Source organism: Streptomyces sp. NBC_00400, assembly GCF_036048035.1.
In the GTDB taxonomy this organism is placed as follows: Bacteria; Actinomycetota; Actinomycetes; order Streptomycetales; family Streptomycetaceae; genus Streptomyces.
This window is the reverse complement of sequence record NZ_CP107940.1, coordinates 35,166-54,551: the sequence shown is the minus strand read 5'-3', so window position 1 is coordinate 54,551 and position 19,386 is coordinate 35,166. Positions and strand designations below refer to the sequence as shown.

The following is a 19,386-nucleotide window of genomic DNA, read 5'->3' as shown; positions in this document are numbered from 1 at the left end:
CGTCAGTGCGCGGCGTGGCCGATCGAATCGACGAGTAGCAGCCCCGGACCGTAGCTCAGGCAGTGACGTCCGCTAGCTCCCGGCTGCGGCCCGCCCACTGGATCACGTACGGCATGGCGAGACCGGCCGCGACGAACACACCGCCCATCACAAGCCAGCCGAGCGCTCCCCAGGTCACGCAGAGCAGGCCCAGCAGGCTCGGTGCGACCACGTAGCACAGGCCCATGCCCATGCCGAACACTCCGGAGTACTGGCCCTGGGCGTGTGCGGGAGCCAGCCGGAACCGCAGCTCCAGCGATCCGGCCGCATGCCACAGCGAGCCCACCGTATGAATGGCGACGCCGACCAGCATGATCGTCACGGCGACCCAACCGGATGCTCCGGAGGCTGTGGCAATGACCGCCATGCCGATCAGGAATGCCAGCCCAGCGCGGCGGGTGGCCCGGCCGGCGACCATGCTGTCCTTGACCCCGTGACTGGTCCGAATCTGCAGGAACACCACCATCACGGTGTTGAGGGCGATCGCCAGACCGACGAACCAGCGCGGTGCGTCCGTGTGCAGGACCACCCACAGCGGCAGGGCGAACGACAGCACCTCGCTCTGGATCCACATGATGCCGTCGAGCACGACGAAAGCCACGTACGGCTTGTCCTTGAGCGCGACCCATCGGCCCTCCTCTCGCGGGGACGGCAGGGGGTGGAGCTTCGGCAGCTTGACCAGGACGGCGGCACTGCCGAGGAATGTCAGCGCATTGGCGAAGATGACGGCACGGTAGGCGAGGTCGCTGCCGATCTGCAGCACCGCACCGGCCGCCAGGGCGCCGAACGTGCCGGCGAGCATGGCAACCGATCTCAGGTAGGAGCGGAACTTCGGTACCTCGTCACCGCCGAAGCGGCGGATCATCGGGCCACGTGCCGCCCCGCCGGACGAGCCGGCGAGGTCTGTCACGGCCACAGCCAGGACGAACGGCCATAACGAGTGGGCGAACAGCAACGACGTCATGGAAACGGCCTGGATCAACAGAGTGATCAGAAAGATGCCTTTCGGGCCGCGGCGGTCGGCGAGATGCCCTACCGGGATACCGGCGATCAGACCCACCACCCCCGCGACACTGAGGCCGAGCCCGACCTGCCCGATGGACAGGTGGATCACCCGCAGGGCGTACAGCGGCACGGTCGCCAGGAAGGCTGCTGTGCCGAGCTGGTTGACGAAGCCGGCGAGGGCCAGCCCTCGCTGAGGGCCGGACTCCAGTAGCAGTCCTCGCCGTACTGGCCATGACCGGTTTGCGTCGCCGTTTTTCCCGGGGGTGATGTCGATTGATGCGGTGGGGGCTTGATTCATCCGGTACTCCAATGCCTATTGATCGTGCCGTGCCGAGATCAGGGATTGCATGTGAAGGCGGTGTGCCACATGGCTCCGTTGCGAGGATCGGGAGGGGCGAGCCGAATGTGGAGAGGGCTGAGCGATCACGGTCGCTGCTTCCCAACAACCCACGCCACAGGCACGTTCGGGGAGCGGCAAGCGTGGAGTATGCCCAGGTGAGAGCCCTGATGAGAAGTCACCTGGTGTTGGGGGAATGTCACAGCGAAATCGGGAATCTGGGCACGGCGTGCCCGGTTATGGCTAGTGGTGCTTCCCCCTGGTGGACGCCTGTCACGAGCGGAGCCGGATGAGAGCCGGATGAGGAGAGCGGCGGCAGTGACAGCGCCGGGGTAGACGTACCTTCGCTCGTCGTATCGGGTGGCGGCCGCGCTGAACTGCTTGAGCTTGCCAAGGGACCGCGCGGCGCAGCAGGAGCGCCGGGAGAGCAGCGGGTTGTCGCGCGTGGCATCCGCGTTCGTGTCCGTGTCGGCGTCCGTGAACGGCCCGGTGGCGCGGCCCTGCCGCGTTTGTCCGGCGAGGCGATTCAGTCATCGTCGGACGGGGGCGCAAGGGGGAGAGGGGGAGCGGGAAGGCGGCACCCCCCCCGGAAGGAGTGAGGTCGCCACAAAGGAAAGCGCGCATGACGCGCGCAACCGAACAAAAATTCACCACCCGACAAGGTCATTGCGCGAGGGTGAGCCGAGGCGCAATCACACCCATGAGTTCAATACGTGCCCAGGGCTCATGGAAAAGTGTCCGGCGTTCGGTAAATTGGGCATCTAGGTATCGCGGTATCGCGGTATCGCGGTCTCTCCACACCGGACGCTGTATTTCCCGCGAGGAGGGAGCAGGAGCCCGTCACTGTCAGATGAAGTAGCTACCGGTCGGCCCGGACACGCCGTTCACGGCCGTTCACGCAGTACCCATTCCATCACCCTAAGGATTCGGAGTAGGTCATTGTTCCGCAAGCGTGAAAAAGCCTTTGCAAGCTTCGCCGCCGCCCTTGTGCTCGGTGCCGTCGGCTTCACGACCCCGGCACAGGCAGCACCGAGCTGCCCGGAGGAAAGCCTCTGCTCCTACAGCGGGCCTGGCCTCTCGGGCGACGTCACCGTTATTCCGGCCTCGAATATCGAGAAGGCAGGCACCGATGGTGTGAAGCTTCCGACTTCGGCACGGTCATTCGTCAACGGGACACACTTCACTCTTCGTTACGGACCGGCCCGGCGGGCGATCTGCGTCCGTTTCCCCTGCTACCAGTACGCCACGCTCGGGAAAATCGCCCCGGGAGCCCAGCTGCCGTCTCTCTCCTACGCCGAGAGAGCCCTCACGGTGGGGCAGGACTTCGGCGACTGATCGGCGCCATCGGGTGGAGGGCTCGGTGTGACGCGCGGGGGAGACGTGCCTGCTATGCCCGGCGTGCATGCATGCCTGTCGGTAGTGGTCGTGAACCAGCGCCTGTGGCACGCCGACGATCACTTAGAACAGGTGCGACGCCATCCACATGACGAGTACGTACAGGCCCGCCCCGGCCCCGCCGATGACGGCGAGCCACAGCAGCGCCCCGACCGGCCACGGGACAGGTGCCTCGGGCTTGGGCGGGGTGACGGGGCAGCAGTTCGAGCAGTGCGGATCGGGCATGCCTCATCGTGGCGCACTCGCCACGGCAGGGGGTAGGCCTGGGCGGGCCAGAACATACGAACGCACCGGCTGGTCGTGCCGAGGATCGATGCCACCCCACTCGGTGATCGGTTGCCTGGCGCGCGGGGCCGGCATGCCGGGTCGGCATGTGTGGGCGGGGTGGTCTGTGTCTCATCGCGCGTCGAGCATGGCGTAGCGGAGCCCGGGTACCGGCTCAGGACACCACACAGCGCACCACCCACTACCTTCCACCCATCACCCACGACCCTCCACACCGCACAGCCATAGAGGAGGCGCGTTAACGGATGTCCCGTCGTGACACGTCCAGCGAAGAGGGCACTCCAGTGCCCCACGACCTGCCGAGCCATCAGGCTGATGCCGCCAGTGAAGTGCCTGATCCGTGGGACCCCGAACTTTCGCAGAGCGAAGGTGAGGGGCCTGACGAGACGGTTCCCGACACCGATCAGGCCGGCACCGGGCGGACCGGCGTCCCGAAGGCCCCGGGCGTCCGCTCCGACCAGCCCGTTCCGCATGAGCCGGTCGACTGACATCGCCGACCTGGCCCGGCGAATGGCCTGACCGGAAATCTTCATGGTCTCAACTGCTTCTTGGTGGTGGCCAGTTGAGCCGTAGCCGTAGCCGCCGTCCGTCGGCGGCTACGGTGCGGGCGAACCGCCCCCACCCGCCGAACCCGTACCACTCTCCCGAGATTGGTCATGCCGTGGAGACCCATGACGGTACAAACTCTCCGCCAGTGGCATGGAGCAACAGGTACACGAGAGGCGAACTGGCGTGGAGCAGGACTACAGGGATCGGCGCGAGCGCGAACCTGAGCGCTGTCACGAGGCGTACCCGACAGACCTGATAGACCCGATAGACCCGGCATACCCGGCAGTCGTGCCGACGCCGCTGCGCGAGGGCAGGGTGAAGATCGCGCTCATGGACGCGGGGATCGGACTGCTGGCGGCAGCCGCCGCGGTACGCCGCCTGCGGCCCGACGCCGATCTCGTCCTGTCCTCCGATCCCGACGGCATGCCCTGGGGGCCGCGCTCCTCGCAGGAGCTCACGGCCCGGGCTCTTATCGTCGCCGAAGCGGCTGCCGCACATCGCCCCGATGTGCTGATCGTCGCCTGCAATACCGCTTCCGTGCACGCCCTACCCGCCCTGCGTGCCCGTCTGGAGCCGGATCTGCCCGTCATCGGGACCGTTCCAGCGGTCAAACCGGCCGCCGCGAGTGGCGGGCCGATCGCCGTCTGGGCCACCCCCGCGACCACAGGCAGCCCCTACCAGCGGGGTCTCATCGAGGAGTTCGCGGCCGATGTGAGTGTCACCGAGGTGCCATGCCCCGGGCTCGCCGACGCCGTCGAGTGCGCGGACGAAGTGGCCATCGGACGTGCGGTCGCCGCCGCCGCGGAGCGCACCCCGGATGAGGCTGGGGCAGTCGTCCTGGGCTGTACCCACTACGAGCTCATCGCCGAAAGCATTCGCGCGGCCGTGCAGCGCCCGGACCGGCCGCCGCTCGCTCTGTACGGTACGGCCGACGCGGTCGCCGCCCAGGCGCTGCGCCGGATCGGTGCGCAGCCCACTCCTGGGATTCCTGGCGAGGGCACCCTGACCGTGATTCTCAGCGGGCGCGAGGAGGAACTTCCGTCGGCGGCATGGGCGTACGGTGAAGGTCGACTGCTGCAGGCGGGCCGCCGCGGTCGAGACCGGCTGCTCCCGTCGCCGGGCGGCCGTCCGTGAGCAGCCTTGCTCGCGGTGATGCTCCGCATTCCCGTACCGACGATCCGGGACACTGCGCCGTACCGCACTGACGATCCGGGACACCGCACTGCACTGCACCGCACCGCACCGCAGCCGGGCGGCGTCCGGGCCGCCCGGCTCCTCAGTCTCATTGCCGTCTCCTTGCTGACTCCACCGGGGAGGGAAGCTCCGCGCCGCCCAGTGGCCGGCCGGGCGCGGAAGTCCCTCAGGGGCCGTGGTCGTGCGGGCGTTTGAGTACGAGGTCGGCGGCGTCGGAGAGGACGTCGGCGCGGGTCCGGTTGCCGTGGTGGGAGGCGAGGAAGTGGTTGCCGACCGCCAGGCAGAAGGCGAGGAGGCTGCGGGCCTCGGCCTCCTGCGGGTCCGAGCAGATGCCGGCGAACAGCTCACGCGCGTAGTCCATGCGTCGGTTGTCGACACGGCGCAGGCGCTCGGCCACCGCTTCGTCGCGTCGTGCCCAGTCGCGGATGGCGAGGTCGATCGGCAGCAGACGGTCGCTGGAGAAGGCGAGCCGTCCCGCGTGCTGGATTTTCGCCCGTGCATCACCGCCTTCGCGCTCGACGCGGTCGCGGACCTCGTCGACGCTCTCGCGTTCCCACGTGTCGAGCATCGCTTCCAGCAGCGCATCGCGATGTGCGAAGTGCCCGTAGAACCCGCCCTTGGTGACGCCGAGCGCCCGGGCGAGGCTTTCGATCCGGACGGCGTCCGGGCCGCCGGCGGCCAGCGCCGACAGGCCCTGTTCGATCCAGCTGTTGCGTGGTGTGCGGGTGACGGCAGGCATGTCCTCAGTATCGCGTGTGGTGTTGACAGCGTTTCGCGGTGACCTGCTCTTGAAGCATACGGCACCGTATATTTCACGGTGCAGGGGGAAGTCACCGGGCGGCAACGCCCCGTGCCGACGAAAGGAGGTGGCGGGATGACAGTCGGTTTCGTCGGCATTCATTACCCGCACCCCACGCATTTCGACGACTTCATCGCGCGTGTGAACCAGGCCGTCGACGTACTGCGGACGACGCCGGGCTGCCTGTCCGCCGCATGCTGGGTCACGGCTGACGAGGACGCCGTCGTCTCCACGGCCCGGTTCGCATCCGACGAGGCTCTCAGGGCGTCGTTCGCCGCCGCTGGCGAAGCAGGTGTGGACTTCGCCTACGACGAGCGTGAACGGCTCCCTCGGCAGGTCCTCACCCTCCGCCCGCGGTAGGCCGCGGTGGGGGTCGGCAGGGCTCGGTTGGGGTCGGTTGGGCTCGGTTGGGCGGTACGGCGCTGCGTACGGACGCCGCAGACCACGCTCACACCAGCCCACAAGCCTGCCCCGTCCCGGCGCCCCTCGGACCGGCGCCCTTCGCCAACGGCGCCGGTCCGCCACGGCGCGCCGACTACCCTTGCCCTATGACGACGCACAAGACCGTCCAGGTACGTGTCGACGCGATGCTCGAGGACCTGAGGACACTCGTCGAAACCGAGTCCCCTTCGCGCGATCTCGACGCCTTGACGGCATCGGCCAAAGCTGTCGCGGCCATCCTGGAGAACCGCCTCGGCGGGCGGGCCGTCCTCGTCGAGAGCGCAGCCGGGCCGCACGTCCACTGGGCAGGCGGCGGCGATCCTGCGGTGCTGATCCTCGGTCACCACGACACGGTGTTTCCGCTCGGCACCCTTGAACGCCGCCCGTTCGGGGTCGAAGGCGGGCATGCCACCGGCCCCGGGGTCTTCGACATGCTTGGCGGGCTGGTACAGGCCGTTCATGGTCTGGCGACGCTCGATGACCGGTCGGGCGTCGAGATCCTGGTGACCGCGGACGAAGAGGTCGGCTCCGGTTCTTCTCGCGCTCTCCTCGAAGAACGAGCCCTTGCCTGTGGCGCGGTGCTCGTGTTGGAGGGGGCCGCTGATGGCGGAGCCTTGAAGACCGGCCGCAAGGGCTGCGGCACGTTCCAGATCTCCATCGCGGGCCGGGCGTCGCACGCCGGCCTGGAGCCCGCGGCCGGGGTCAACGCCCTGATCGAAGCCGCCCGCCAAGTACTGGATGTCGCAGCGCTCAGCCGCCCCGATATCGGTACGACCGTTACCCCGACCGTCGCGTCCGTGGGAACCCTGGACAACGTCGTTCCCGCCGAGGCGACCGTCATCGTCGACGTCCGGGTCGAGTCGGCCGGCGAGAAGGAACGCATCGAATCCGCGTTCGCGGCACTGGCTCCGCATCTCGATGAGGCGCAGATCACGGTTCAGGGAGCTGTCAGCCGACCACCGATGCCCGAGTCGGCGTCGGCCGAGCTCCTCGCGGTGGCACAACAGTTGCTTCCTGACCTCGAAGGCAAGGCAGTCGGTGGCGGAAGCGACGGCAACTTCACGGCCGCGCTGGGGGTGCCCACACTTGACGGCCTTGGAGCAGTCGGGGGCGGTGCCCACGCCGACCACGAGTACCTGGTGGTCGACGCCATGGCCGAGCGGGCCCACCTCGTTGCCGGACTGGTGAACGCGTTGCAGAACAAGGAGCAGAAGAACGAGAAGAGATAAGGAGGGGAGGGGGAGGGGGAGGGGAAGACAGAGCGTGTGCGCGACCGGGCCGAGTGCTGCGCGCGCTGTTCGCCGGGTTCAGGGTGCCTTGAAGAGAGCCGGGAAGCGCGGAGCGAGCCAGGGCTTGCGGCCTCGGACGAGGATATGGCCCCGGGCGAGGGCGCTCCACTGGCCGCGGCGTCCGAGTGCCATCAGGAGGAAGGTGACCGGCTCGATGAGGATGGTGCAGTCAGGGCGGGCCGGTGGCGATGAGCAAACGGATACCGCACCGTTGGTCACCGTCACGCCGAAGCGGGCACCACTCCACAAGCGGATCGCGTAGCCGGCGGTGAGCCCGGCCGTACCCGAGGTGTCGGTCACCCGCGGCATGGCCGTGATCAGGAACGGCAGGGTCAGGCCGACCCGGATGCGGTCGAGCATGTGTGGACGGCCCAGTGCACGGGCGAGGTCATAACCGTGGCCAAGCATGTGGGTGAGCAGGTACGACCCCAGCACGGCCGGGGACATCGGGCCCAGCGGGGTGACGACCGTTTCTTCCGTGGGGCCCTTGTCCCACGCCTTCAGGTAAGCATCGGCCTGCGCCACGATCATCGCGGCCAGCGGCTCGGCCCTTCGCTCGTCGAACTCGGCGAGTGCTTGCTCATTGGCCGAGGCGAGGCTCTGCGGGGTGCCGTCCCCGTAACTGCGTGCCTGTCCGGCCGCAATGTCGGCCATCAGTTCATTGGCCTGCGCCAGATGCGCTGCCGCCTCCCCGACGTTCCACTCCGACCCGGGCACCGGAAGCCCCGTGTCGGCGCCCCGGCGCAATAGCGCGGCGATGTCCCCGGCGGTCTCGCGTATGGCCGCAGCGAGCCCGTCGGGCAGCGCGCCCGGTACGCCCTGCCCGTCGGGCAGTGCGCCCGGTACCTCATGCCCAGTCACCGATTCCACGCCGTTCCACTCCTCGGTCTCGTGCCCGCGCCCGTGCCTCTGCCCGTCCCTGTCCCCGGTCCTGTGCCTGGTGCTTGCGCTACCGGGCGGCCGCAGTCGGTGCGGCGTTGCTGACCACGGGGACCGCGGGGACCACGGGACCGCCGGGAGCATTGTGGGAGTACAGGAGACCAGGCAACCGAGGCTGCGACAAGACCATGGGCTTCGCACCACGGCCACCACGGCCACCACGGTCTTTCCTCGCCGAATAATGCGGGCGCTCGTGATGCCACCGCTGACATGATCGACGGCATGAAGGTACTTGTGGTCGGGGCGACAGGGACGGTCGGCAGCGCCGTCGTCCGTGCATTGGAGGCCTCTCATCAGGTGGTGAAGGCGTCGCGCAGCGGGCCGGTGAAGGCGGATCTGGGGGATCCGCCCTCCTTGGACGCGCTGTTCGCGGAGGCGTCGGACTTCGACGCGGTGGTGTGCTGTGCCGCCGGCGGCCCGTTGGTGGACCTGCCGTCGGTGTCGGACGAGGAGATCGCCGCCGGAGTACGCGGCAAACTGCTGGGACAGGTCGCGCTGGCCCGGCGAGCCGTGCGCCATCTCCGGGAGGGTGGGTCGGTCACCTTGACCGGGGGCACCTTTTCCGCTCCTCTGGCGGGCGGATCGCTGGGGGCCCTCATCAACACCGGGCTGGAAGGCTTTGTCCGCAACGCGGCCGACGAGCTGCCGCGAGGCCTGCGTATCAACCTCATCAGCCCTGGCTGGATCAAGGAGACCCTGGAAAGCATGGGCATGAACGGGGCTGACGGCACTCCCGTCTCCGAAGTGGCCCGAGTGTATGTGGAGGCCGTGGAAGGCGCCGCGCAAGGGCAGATCATTCGTCCGTGACGTCCAGCCGGGCTGCATGCCCGGTTTGCCCACCGTTTTGGCAGGTCCGAGCCGCGTGAGCGGGCGCTGGACTACCTCCATGGGCTGGTCGCGCCGCTGGAGAACAAGAACGGCTGGCCCCTTTCCGAGCAGGTCGGGCAGCTGCGTCCCGACGGTGTCCAGCGTCTGCTCAACCTCGCTGACGGGGACGAGGATAAAGTCCGTGACGATGTGCGGGACTTCGTCGTGGAGACGATCGGCCCCCCCGGACGGCGTCCTGATCTGTGACGACACCGGCTTCCTGAAGAAGGGCACCAAGTCGGCCGGGGTCCAGCGGCAGTACACCGGCACTGCCGGCCGCCGGGAGAACTGTCAGATCGGAACCTCTCTGGCCTACGCCTCGGCCAGGGGGCGGGCGCTGATCGACCGCGAGCTCTACCTCCCGGTCTCCTGGACCGATGACCGGGACCGCTGCCGGGCAGCCGGCATCGACGATGAGGTCGGCTTCGTGACCAAGAACGAGCACTTCAGGTTGATGCTGCAACGCGCCGTCGACGCCGGGGTGCCGTTCGCGTGGGTGACCGCGGACGAGGCATACGGCCAGGCCGAGCACACGCGGTGCTGGCTGGAGGAACGCCGGATTGCGCATGTGTTGGCCACCAAGGTCAACGACACGGTGATCACGATCGGTTGGGCCGAGGTCCGGGGCGATGCCCCGGTCGCCGCGATGCCCCGGTCGCCGCGATGCCCCGGTCGCCGCGCTGCCCCGGTCGCCGCGCTGCCGCGGCAACGCTGGAAGCGCATCTCGGGCGGGCGGGGCGCGCACGGTGAGCACTAGATGAATGAGTCCGATGTTTGTGCTGGCCGCGACCATGGCGAAGGGCGCCCGTTGGTTCGTGTGTGACGACAAACCTGGACGCCCTTCTGGCGGCACTGTACGTGTTCATCGACGACCATGTGGCGCCTTGTCGCCGGATCGGGCGACCTCCCAAACTGACGGACGCCGAGCTGCTGTGCCTGGCGGTCGCGCAGGTTCTGCTCGGCTTCCCCTCGGCCCGGCACTGGCTCCGCTTCGCGCACGCCCGGCTGCCTCACCTGTTCCGCTACCTGCCCCAGCAATCCGCCTATAACAAGCGCTTGAACGCGGCCGGTCCGCTGATCTCCCAGGTGATCGAAGCCCTGGCCAGGCAGGTGCCGACCTGGCACGACGACCTCAGGCTGATCGACTCCACACCTCTGCCCTGCGCCGCATCAAGGGAGACCGTCAAACGCTCCGAGCTGGCCGGCCACGCCGGATACGGCTTCTGCCGCAGCCACTCCCGCTTCTTCTGGGGATTCCGGCTCTACCTGGTCACCACCGCCGAGGGCATGCCCGTCACCTGGTGTCTGGCCCACCCCAAGCTCGGCGAACGGGAGGTGATGACCGCGCTTCTCCAACGCGACCACCACCTCCTCCGCGCCGGGCAGGTGGTTCTCGCGGACAAAGGCTTCGCCGGGAAGGACTTCGAGAATTTCCTGACCGAACAGCTCGGCGTCCATCTGGTCCGGCCGGACCGCAGGGGCGAACCCGTCCGGCACGGCCGCCTCGCTCGCAGCCGTCAGTGGATCGAAGCCGTCTTCGACACTCTCAAAGGCCAGCTCAGCCTGGAACAGCACGGAGCCAGAACCCCGGCCGGGGTCTTCGCCCGCACCGGCCAACGCCTTCTCGCCCTGGCAGCCGCCATCTGGCACAACTGGACCACCGGAGCCCGAGCCAAACGATCCCTAACCGCCTACGACCACTGAGAACATCGGACTCATTCATCTAGGCTGCGAAGGGGCGTTGGTCGCGGTTGTTCCCCACCGGTTGGCGTGCCGGTACCAGGCATGGCTATGCCGGACGAGCTATCAGGTGACGTAAGGAGCAGGAGCGGTGACGGTGGGGATGAAGGCAGTGCCGCTGGTCGGCGGACCGGTGGAGTTACGGGGGGCATTGGATCTGGAGACCACGGAGGCAGGGGTGATGCCGCGTCGGCTGCCGGCGTGGACCAAGGCGCAGTACCAGGATCCCTCGGTCTACGGGGTGACCCTGATGCCCTCGGGGGTGCGGCTGGTGTTCCGTACCGACGCGTGTGAGGTGGAGTTGGACGTACTCACCTCCACGGGGCAGCTCGACACCGAACCTCAACCCCGCCCGACCGGGATGATGGAACTCCTGGTGGACGGCGTGCCGTTCGGGCGGCAGCAGGCGCCGCTGGGCAACGTGCTGCGGATGGCGGGCCCCGGGGCCGAGCAGCGACTGATCCCGGGCAAACCGGGGACTGTCCGGTTCGGCGGGCTGCCGGCCGGCATGAAGCAGGTCGAGCTGTGGCTGCCGCAGCAGACCCCCACGGAACTGGTGGGCCTGCGGGCCGACGGCGAGGTGTTGGCACCGCTGCCGGACGGGCGACGCCGCTGGGTGCACTACGGCAGTTCCATCAGCCACTGCCTGGAGGCCGACGGCCCGACCGGCACCTGGCCGGTGGTGGCGGCAACGCTCGGGGGAGTGGAGGTGATCAATCTCGGCCAGGCGGGCAACGAGGTGCTGGATCCCTACGTCGCCCGGACGATCCGCGATCTTCCGGCCGACCTGATCAGCCTCAAGGTGGGAATCAACATCGTGGGCCTGGCCGCCTTTCGGCAGCGGTCGTTCGGCCCGGCGTTGCACGGATTCCTCGACACGATCCGGGAGAGACACCCGGAGACTCCGCTGCTGCTGATCTCCCCGGTGAGCTGTCCGACGTTCGAGGAGCGTCCCGGTCCGGTCGCGATGGGTGCAGACGGGAAGATCACGGCCCTGGGTGACCCGGCGGACGTGAGCGGTGGGGCTTTGTCGCTGACTGTGGTGCGTGCCGAGCTGGCCCGGATCGTGGCGGCCCGGCGGGCGCACGATCCCCATCTGCACTATCTCGACGGACGCGAACTGCTCGGGCCCGACGAGGTGGCCGACCTGTCCGATGGCCTGCATCCCACCGCCGCCGCGTACCGCCGGATGGGCAAGCGTTTCGCCGCACACGCCTTTGTGGACGGCGGTCCGTTCGCCTGACCACCCTGGCTCCGGGCCTGCGCTGGGTGTGGGTGCGGAGCCAGGTAGGCCGTGGCGCTGCAGTTCCGTGACGAGGCGCTGACGGGCCGGCGGGGCCGGGGTCATCGGCGGACGGTCACAGACGGACGACGACGAGGGCGACGTTGTCGCGAGCGCCGCCCGGTCGGGATCCTTCCTCGTCCCAGTCAGAGAGGTTGAGCAGACGCTGGACACCATCGGGACGCAGCTGCCCGACCTGCTCGGAAAAGATCCAGCCGTTCTTGTTCTCCAGCGGCGCGACCAGCCCATCGAGGTAGTCCAGCGCCCGCTCACGCCGCGGCACCACACATCACGCCACATGCGGTTGCAGTATTAGGGGGCAGGGGCAGGGGCAGGGGCAGGGTCAGGGGCAGGACGCTGCCGCGGTGGCGTCGTAGGTCTGCATCGCTGAGAGCGGAGTGGGCCCGCTCGGTCGCGGTCGCTCGAGCCCACCCTTTTCCCGGTATTCCGGTATTCCGGTTCAGTCGTTGCAGGTAGTGAAGTTCGGGCTGGTCTGAGCCAGGTAGATGCTGGACCTGCCCTGCTCGTCGCTCTTCAGCGGAACGGTGACGGTGTCCCTCGCCTTCCACGGGAACCCGCTCGCGTCGAAGGTCCACTCACCGGTCACCTTGGTCGCCAGTTCCGACAGCGCCACCCACCCGTACTGGTGCGACGGAACGGTGATCGTCAGGCTGTTGCCGAGGTCTTCCCGCACGTCATAGGTGACCTGACCGGAAATGGTGAGGCTGACGCTGGTCTGCACGGGGCTCGCGGCACCCGTTCCGAGGCCGGAGGTGAAGGTCACTCCGAGCTGGCTCGACCAGCCGGTGGAGGTGTTCAGGGAGAACGTCCACGGCACCGGCGCCTCGGTGCCGTTGTACCAGACGGGGGAGACGCACTTCTTCGGCAGTGGCTCGGCCGGTGCCTGGGAGCCCTTGGCCCATGAACAGGTGGAGCTGTCCTTCTGGCAGCGCTTCGACGCGTAGTCGACGGCGGCCTTGAGCGCCGCGTCGCCTGCGCTGCTCGGGATTATCCACTGCTGGGCCTTGGTGCCGTTGCAGCCATACGTCTGCGTCCAGGCGTCCTCGTACTGCGCGGCGCGGACCACGTCGAGGCACTTGTTGTCCCCGGCGCTACGGATCATGAATGTGTCCGTGGCGCCGTTGACGGGCTGGAAGTACCACCGCTGCGCGGAAGAGCCGGAGCAGGACTGCTGCTTGAGCGGGAGCCCGGCCTCGATGCACTTGCCGGTGTCGCCGTTGACGAGCGCGAAGGACGCATCGGATCCCTGAAAGCGGGCGTCCCACTTCTGGTGGTAGCCCGGCGCGGAGTTGGTGACGATGAAGACGCCGTCTCCGGTGTTGCCGTTCTGCACATCCAGGTTCCGTCCGCCGTTGACCGACGTGAACGTCAGGCAGGACAGGCCTGAGCAGTTGTCTGCGGCCTGCGCGATACCGGTCTGGGCGGCGACGAGGCCCAGAGTGATACCGAGCGTGGCGATGAGAATGGTGAACGCTGTGGATAAGACTGCTGTGGATAAGACCGCTGATCTGGGCGGCTTCATACCAGTGCAACCCCTCTGTCCGACTGCGGTGTTGGTGGTGCATCCCACCTTGTTGACCGCACTATCGCGGCTGCCGCCGATTTTGAGTAGTGCGCCGCCCTCGGGGGGTGCAAGGCGAAGCGCGGTTGAATGATCCTCAGCTCGACCGGATGCCATCGGGAGGCCCGGCCGCCGCCTTACGTACTCGCGAGAGTCGTGGCCGAACAACCCTGAACCATCCCGGAAGGACACACGGTGGGATCCAGCTTTTTCGTCAGCGCCGACCAGCCGAACGGCGCCTTCTGGCCGTTCTCCACCGGTCAACTGGTCGGCACCATCACCAGGTTGTGGCCCGGCAGCGCCGTGGGAGACGGACGCGACGGTGTCCTCGAAATGGACATCCCCCTCGATGACCGGACACTGGCCTTCGACTGGGACATCGCACACCAGGTCCTCCGCTTCCCCGACCAGGATCCCCTCGCCGAACCCGCTCGCCTCGTGCACCGGCTGCTACGGGAGGTTGCACCCGATGTCCCCGCCGTCTGGTGGACCGAGGACGACGCGACGCTGGAACCGATCGACCTGTCGCCCGATCCCGGGATATTCATTCGCGGGTTCGTCGGCTGACAAGCACCCCCCGGACCCTGGGGGCCGGCCCGCAACGAGTGTCCGGCCGCAACGGGAGCATCCGGTCCGGTCCGCGGCAAGAGCCGTGCCCATGACGCGAGTTCGGGCGCCAGCGCCTTGGCTAATCTGCAGGGGTGACCACCGACCTGACCCTGCTGCCGCGTGTCGCCTATCGCGGAGAGGAGGTCACCGCGCCCCGGCTCCGTGGCCTGCTCGCGCTGCTCGCGGGCGATCTGCCTACGGGCTGCAGCACCGAACGGCTGGTGGAAGGGCTGTGGCCGGACGCGGTGCCGGAGCGGCCGGGCAAGGCGGTGCAGGTCCTGGTGTCCAGGGCACGGGCGCGGCTGGGCGCCGGCGTCCTCGTCAGCACGCCGAGCGGATACCGGCTCGCCCTCGCCGACGATCAGGTCGACAGCTCCGCCCTGCTGCTGCACGCCGCCGCCAGTGCGGACCGGGCCAGGGCCGGGGACCACGCGGGATCGCTGACCGCGGCCGAGGCCGGGCTCGCGCTGTGGGAGGGCACCTCTGACGGGGACGCCGGCGCCGGCGACCCCGTGGCCGCGTTGCGCGCCGAGTGTGTCCCCGTCCGCGGCAGGCTCGTACGCGCGCGGGCGCTCGCGCTCGCCCGCCTGGGGCGGCACGCAGAGGCCGCCGGACCGCTGGCCATCGCCGCCTCGGAGCATCCGCGCGACGAGGAGCTGCTTGCCGAGCTGCTGCGCGGGGAGGCGGCGACGGCGGGCCCGTCCGCCGCGCTGACACGGTACGAGGCGTACCGCCGTCAGCTGCGCGACGAGCTCGGCACGGATCCGGGCGCCGGGCTCAAGGCCGTACAGCAGGAGCTGTTGCGTGGCGAGGCACGTGTGGTCAGGCACGGCGTGCCGCACGAGCCGAACCCGCTGCTGGGGCGGGACGAGGACATGGCGGCAGTGGCGCGGCTGCTGCGCGCCTCCCGCGCGGTCACCGTCGCCGGCCCCGGCGGTCTCGGCAAGACCCGGCTCGCGTACGCCGTCAGCCGCCGGGCCGAGCAGCGCGTGGTGCATGTCGTGCCGCTCGCCGGCGTCACCGCGGACGAGGACGTGGCCGCGGAGGTGGCCTCCGCGCTCGGGGCGGGCGAGGGGCGGCACGGCGCCGTGAGCGGTCACGCCTCGGCCGACCCGCTGACCGGCATCCTCGGCGCGCTCGGCTCCGGGCCCGCTCTGCTGGTGCTGGACAACTGCGAGCACGTCATCCGGGGCGCCGCCGCCCTCGTCCAGGCCCTGGTCTCGTCCTCGAAGGACCTGCGGGTGCTCGCCACCAGCCGGGCACCGCTGGGCCTCACCTCGGAGGCGGTCTACGCGCTGCCGGAGCTCGGCCTGGACACCTCGGTCGAGCTGTTCGGGCAGCGGGCCCGCGCCGCCCGGCCCGGCGTGGAGCTGCCGCCGGACGCGGTGACCGCGCTGTGCCGCCGGCTCGACGGGCTGCCGCTCGCCGTGGAGCTGGCCGCGGCGCGGGTGCGGGTGCTGTCGGTGCCGGAGATCGCCCGCCGCCTCGGCGACCGGTTCGCGCTGCTGCGCGGCGGGGTGCGTGATGCGCCGGAGCGCCATCGCACGCTGCACGCGGTCGTGGAGTGGAGCTGGAACCTGCTCACCGCGGACGCCAGGGCGGCGCTGCGCACGCTGTCCGTTTTCCCCGGTGGCTTCTCGGGCGAAGCGGCGGAACAGGTGCTGGGCGAGGAGGCACTGTTTCTGCTGGAGCAGTTGGCCGGGCAGTCGCTGCTCAGGGTCGCCGACACTCCGGTCGGCGTGCGGTTCCGGATGCTGGAGACAGTACGGGAGTTCAGCGCGGCCCGGCGCGCGGAGGCGGGCGGGGAAGAGGAGGCCGTCGGCCGATTCCTCTCCTGGGCCAGGGACTTCGGGGTTGCGTACCACGACTGGGTTTTCGGCTCGGAACCGCGGACCGCCTGGGAGCGGATCAGAGCCGAGCAGGACAATCTCGTGGCGGCTCTGCGGTACGCCCTGGCCCGTAAGGATGGCCCCACCACCGCCGCCGTCACCGCCGTCCTCGCCGCCTTGTGGTCCACCGACTCCAACTACCCCCGCCTCGCCGCCCTCGCCGCCGACACCGGCCGGCCGCTGTCGCACTACCGTCCCGAGCCCGAGTACGTCGAAGTTGTTCGCGCGGCAACGGTGTTGTGCATGGCAAGCCTGCTCATGGACTACGGCCCGCACGCCGGTGTCACCCGCCAGCTCGTCACCCTCCGGCGGCTGCCTCCGGCCCCGCCGGACACGCCGCTGTGCGCCATCGCGGCAGTGCTGAGCGCAGTCCCCGAGATGCTGCCGCCCGACTACGAAGTGCTGCACCAGCTCTGCGACAGCGAGCAGCCGCTTGTCACGGGCATCGCCGAATGCGTCGCCACCTACATCTGGGAGTACGAGCACCACATCGACCGCGCGCTCGCCTCGGCCCGCCGGATGACCACCGCACTGGCACCGGTCGACAACCCGTCCCTGCAGCTCATGGGCCATTCCCGGCTGAGCGAGCTGTGCTTGCGGACGGGGCAGGGCGAGGCCGCGTACCGGCACCTCAAGGCGGCGCTCGAAGCGCTGCCGCGGCTCGGCGACACGCACGACTACATCGGCATCCGCTCGGCCCTCGCCCTCGCCTGCCTGCAGCGCGGCGACTTTGACGAGTCCGAGCACTGGCTGCGGCAGGCCGAGGGTGACAACACCCCACAGCAGGATGCCTTCTACAGCCCTGATCTCGGCGCGCGCGCCGAGATCGCGCTCGCCCGCGGGCTGACGGAGGCCGGGCTCGGGCTGTGGCGCAGCGCCGTGGAGCGGATGTCCGAGGTCGGCGCGATGCACGGCGGCGACCCCTGGCTCGACCCGTGGGCGCTGCAGATGCAGGCGGCGGCGGTGACGGCGCACGCGCACGCCGGCCTTCTTGAGCCCGTCGCAGAGCTGGTCGTTCAGTTGCGTCAGCGGCTGCGGACGCTGCTCTCCGGCCGGTCCCGTACGCCCGTGGAGCTCCCGGTGTTCGGGACGCTGCTGCACGCGCTCGGCATGGCCGGGCTCGCGTCCGGCGACGCCGGTGCCGTACGGATGATCGCGCTGGCCGAACGCCTGCGGGTGCTGCGCGAGTTCCAGCCGACGATGGCGGCGGCCCGCGCCCGGCAGGCGGCGGAGGCTGCCGGCCGGGCGGCGTACGCCGACGCGGTGTCGGAGTACGCCGCTCTGGGGCGGGACGAGCTGCCGGAGGCGGCCCGCGCGCTTATTTCGGGTCGCGGTGGAACAGCGACTTCGACCAGTAGTACCCGAGGGTGGCCAGGCCCAGGCACCAGATGACCGTGATCCACCCGTTGTTGCCGATCTCGGTGCCGAGCAGCAGGCCGCGCAGGGTCTCGATGGCGGGGGTGAACGGCTGGTATGCGGCGATCGGCTGGAACCAGCCGGGCATCGCGTCGATAGGGACGAAGGCGCTGGAGATGAGTGGGAGGATGATCAGCGGCAGCGCGTTGTTGCTGGCCGCCTCGGCGTTCGGGCCGGCCAGGCCCATGCCGACGGCGATCCAGGTGAACGCCACGGCGACCAGCGCGAGCAGCCCGAACGCCGCCAGCCAGTCCAGGGCCGTGGCGTGCGTGGACCGGAAGCCGATCGCCACGGCGACGGCGCCGACGAGGGCCACGCTGATGAGTGCCTGCAGCACGCTTCCGACGACGTGCCCGATGAGCACCGCCCCGCGGTGGATCGCCATCGTACGGAAGCGGGCGATGATGCCCTCGGTCATGTCCATGGAGACGGAGACCGCGGTGCCGGCCGGGGTGGCGCCGATCGTCATCAGCAGGATGCCCGGAACGAGATAGGCGAGGTACTCGGAGCGGTCGGCGCCGCCACCACCGATGCCCGCACTCATCACGTCGCCGAAGACATAGACGAAGAGCAGCAGCAGGACGATCGGCGTCAGCAGGATGTTCAGTGTGAGCGACGGGTAGCGCCGTGCATGCAGGAGGTTGCGGCGCAGCATCGTGGACGAGTCGCGCACGGCGAGGGAGAGGGAGCTCATCGGACAGCCTCCTTGGGCCGGTTGGGGAGGCCGGGGCTGCTGGTCAGGGCGAAGAACACGTCGTCGAGGCCGGGGGTGTGCACGGTCAGCTCGTCCGCCTCTACACCGGCCGAGTCCAGCCGGTAGAGGAGGGCGCGCAGTTCGCGCTGGCTGCCGTCGCAGGGGATCTGCAGCGCGAGGGATTCGTCGTCCCGGGTCACCTCGCAGAGCGCGATGGCGGCGGTCCGGTAGGCGGTCGGGTCGGTGAAGCGGAGCCGGACGTGTCCGCCGGGGATGAGCCGCTTCAGCTGATCGGCGCTCCCCTCGGCGGCGATCTTGCCGTCGCTCAGCACCGCGATGTGGTCGGCGAGTTGGTCGGCCTCCGCCAGGTACTGGGTGGTGAGGAAAACGGTGACGCCGCCGGCGACCAGCTCGCGGATGAGCCCCCACATGGTGTGGCGGCTGCGCGGGTCGAGGCCGGTGGTGGGCTCGTCGAGGAAAATGATCCGCGGGTTGCCGACCAGCGTCATGGCGATGTCGAGGCGGCGTTTCATGCCGCCGGAGTAGGCGGCGGCGGGCTTCTTCGCGGCCTCCACCAGGTCGAAGCGTTCCAGCAGCTCGGCGGCGGTACGACGGCCCTCGCGGCGGGAGAGGTGGTGCAGGTCCGCCATGAGGAGCATGTTCTCCTCGCCGGTGATCAGGCCGTCGACGGCGGAGAACTGCCCGGTGACGCCGATCGCTGCCCGCACGGCCTGTGGGTCGGCGGCCAGATCGTGGCCGCCGACGCGCAGATCGCCGGCGTCGGCGGTGACGAGGGTGGAGAGGATCTTGACGGCGGTGGTCTTGCCGGCGCCGTTCGGGCCGAGCAGGGAGAAGATGGTGCCGGCCGGCACCGCCAGGTCGATGCCGTCGAGGACCGTCTTGTCCCCGTAGGCCTTGCGGAGCCCCTTGGCCGCGATGGCGAGTGAGCGCGATGTCGGTGTCGTCATGCCGCAGAGATTGCGGCAGGGCACATTCAGCGCGGTTTCAGGAGGGTTTCAGCGCCCTGAAACCGGC

Annotated in this window: 17 protein-coding genes and 2 pseudogenes; 11 read left to right on the top strand and 8 right to left on the bottom strand. The window is 69.5% G+C overall.

The genetic code is table 11. The features are described from left to right. Positions 1 to 55: 55 nt before the first annotated feature. Entirely contained in the window at positions 56 to 1,342 is a 1,287-nt protein-coding gene (locus tag OHS81_RS00240; RefSeq protein WP_328381275.1) for an MFS transporter, read from the bottom strand. Positions 1,343 to 2,320: 978 nt separating this feature from the next. Between OHS81_RS00240 and OHS81_RS00235 the strand changes: the two genes are divergently transcribed. Then, positions 2,321 to 2,716 (top strand): peptidase inhibitor family I36 protein, encoded by a 396-nt coding sequence (locus OHS81_RS00235; protein ID WP_328381273.1) that lies wholly within the window; start codon positions 2,321 to 2,323, stop codon positions 2,714 to 2,716. Positions 2,717 to 2,839: 123 nt separating this feature from the next. On the opposite strand, the gene OHS81_RS00230 is transcribed toward OHS81_RS00235, so the two are convergent. Next, positions 2,840 to 3,001: a hypothetical protein gene (locus OHS81_RS00230; protein ID WP_164993132.1), complete on the bottom strand. Its 162-nt coding sequence runs from the start codon at positions 2,999 to 3,001 to the stop codon at positions 2,840 to 2,842. 344 nt (positions 3,002 to 3,345) lie between these two features. Here OHS81_RS00230 and OHS81_RS00225 point away from each other — a divergent pair, with 344 nt between their 5' ends. Then, a complete protein-coding gene (locus tag OHS81_RS00225) occupies positions 3,346 to 3,549 on the top strand; it encodes a hypothetical protein (protein ID WP_328381270.1) in 204 nt (67 codons plus the stop codon). Positions 3,550 to 3,925: 376 nt separating this feature from the next. Next, a complete protein-coding gene (locus OHS81_RS00220; protein ID WP_328390808.1) occupies positions 3,926 to 4,744 on the top strand; it encodes a glutamate racemase in 819 nt (272 codons plus the stop codon). Positions 4,745 to 4,970: 226 nt separating this feature from the next. Here OHS81_RS00220 and OHS81_RS00215 read toward each other — a convergent pair whose 3' ends face one another. Beyond that, complete coding sequence (locus OHS81_RS00215) at positions 4,971 to 5,543, bottom strand: TetR/AcrR family transcriptional regulator (RefSeq protein WP_328381268.1); 573 nt, start codon at positions 5,541 to 5,543, stop codon at positions 4,971 to 4,973. Positions 5,544 to 5,678: 135 nt separating this feature from the next. On the opposite strand from OHS81_RS00215, the gene OHS81_RS00210 reads away from it, so the two are divergent. Next, complete coding sequence (locus OHS81_RS00210) at positions 5,679 to 5,963, top strand: antibiotic biosynthesis monooxygenase (RefSeq protein ID WP_328381267.1); 285 nt, start codon at positions 5,679 to 5,681, stop codon at positions 5,961 to 5,963. Positions 5,964 to 6,151: 188 nt separating this feature from the next. Continuing rightward, positions 6,152 to 7,273, top strand: coding sequence for a M20 family metallopeptidase (locus OHS81_RS00205; RefSeq protein ID WP_328381265.1), 1,122 nt, complete (start codon positions 6,152 to 6,154; stop codon positions 7,271 to 7,273). A gap of 78 nt (positions 7,274 to 7,351) precedes the next feature. On the opposite strand, the gene OHS81_RS00200 is transcribed toward OHS81_RS00205, so the two are convergent. After that, entirely contained in the window at positions 7,352 to 8,203 is an 852-nt protein-coding gene (locus OHS81_RS00200) for a maleylpyruvate isomerase family mycothiol-dependent enzyme (protein WP_443058627.1), read from the bottom strand. Between the two features lie 291 nt (positions 8,204 to 8,494). Between OHS81_RS00200 and OHS81_RS00195 the strand changes: the two genes are divergently transcribed. The 4 genes and pseudogenes from OHS81_RS00195 to OHS81_RS00180 all read left to right on the top strand — a co-directional run bounded on the left by OHS81_RS00195 (position 8,495) and on the right by OHS81_RS00180 (position 12,122). After that, positions 8,495 to 9,079, top strand: coding sequence for a short chain dehydrogenase (locus OHS81_RS00195; RefSeq protein ID WP_328390805.1), 585 nt, complete (start codon positions 8,495 to 8,497; stop codon positions 9,077 to 9,079). A gap of 12 nt (positions 9,080 to 9,091) precedes the next feature. After that, positions 9,092 to 9,887: pseudogene (locus OHS81_RS00190) on the top strand (IS701 family transposase); the annotation flags it as partial. A 71-nt stretch (positions 9,888 to 9,958) separates the two neighbouring features. After that, entirely contained in the window at positions 9,959 to 10,843 is an 885-nt protein-coding gene (locus OHS81_RS00185) for an IS982 family transposase (protein WP_328381263.1), read from the top strand. Positions 10,844 to 10,982: 139 nt separating this feature from the next. Next, positions 10,983 to 12,122 (top strand): GDSL-type esterase/lipase family protein, encoded by a 1,140-nt coding sequence (locus OHS81_RS00180; protein ID WP_328390803.1) that lies wholly within the window; start codon positions 10,983 to 10,985, stop codon positions 12,120 to 12,122. 163 nt (positions 12,123 to 12,285) lie between these two features. Here OHS81_RS00180 and OHS81_RS00175 read toward each other — a convergent pair. Further along, positions 12,286 to 12,435 (bottom strand): annotated as a pseudogene (locus tag OHS81_RS00175) (IS701 family transposase); the annotation flags it as partial. Between the two features lie 186 nt (positions 12,436 to 12,621). Further along, entirely contained in the window at positions 12,622 to 13,704 is a 1,083-nt protein-coding gene (locus OHS81_RS00170) for an RICIN domain-containing protein (protein WP_328381260.1), read from the bottom strand. 234 nt (positions 13,705 to 13,938) lie between these two features. Here OHS81_RS00170 and OHS81_RS00165 point away from each other — a divergent pair, with 234 nt between their 5' ends. Then, entirely contained in the window at positions 13,939 to 14,310 is a 372-nt protein-coding gene (locus OHS81_RS00165; protein WP_328381258.1) for a hypothetical protein, read from the top strand. Positions 14,311 to 14,444: 134 nt separating this feature from the next. Then, positions 14,445 to 17,633: an ATP-binding protein gene (locus tag OHS81_RS00160; protein ID WP_328381257.1), complete on the top strand. Its 3,189-nt coding sequence runs from the start codon at positions 14,445 to 14,447 to the stop codon at positions 17,631 to 17,633. Here the strand turns inward: OHS81_RS00160 and OHS81_RS00155 are convergent. Together OHS81_RS00155 and OHS81_RS00150 are read right to left on the bottom strand one after the other, a co-directional pair. Next, positions 17,560 to 18,351, bottom strand: coding sequence for an ABC transporter permease (locus OHS81_RS00155; protein WP_328381255.1), 792 nt, complete (start codon positions 18,349 to 18,351; stop codon positions 17,560 to 17,562). The genes OHS81_RS00160 and OHS81_RS00155 overlap by 74 nt on opposite strands. Continuing rightward, entirely contained in the window at positions 18,348 to 19,319 is a 972-nt protein-coding gene (locus tag OHS81_RS00150; protein WP_328381253.1) for an ATP-binding cassette domain-containing protein, read from the bottom strand. Before OHS81_RS00150 ends, OHS81_RS00155 begins: the two co-directional genes overlap by 4 nt. Positions 19,320 to 19,386: the final 67 nt, after the last annotated feature.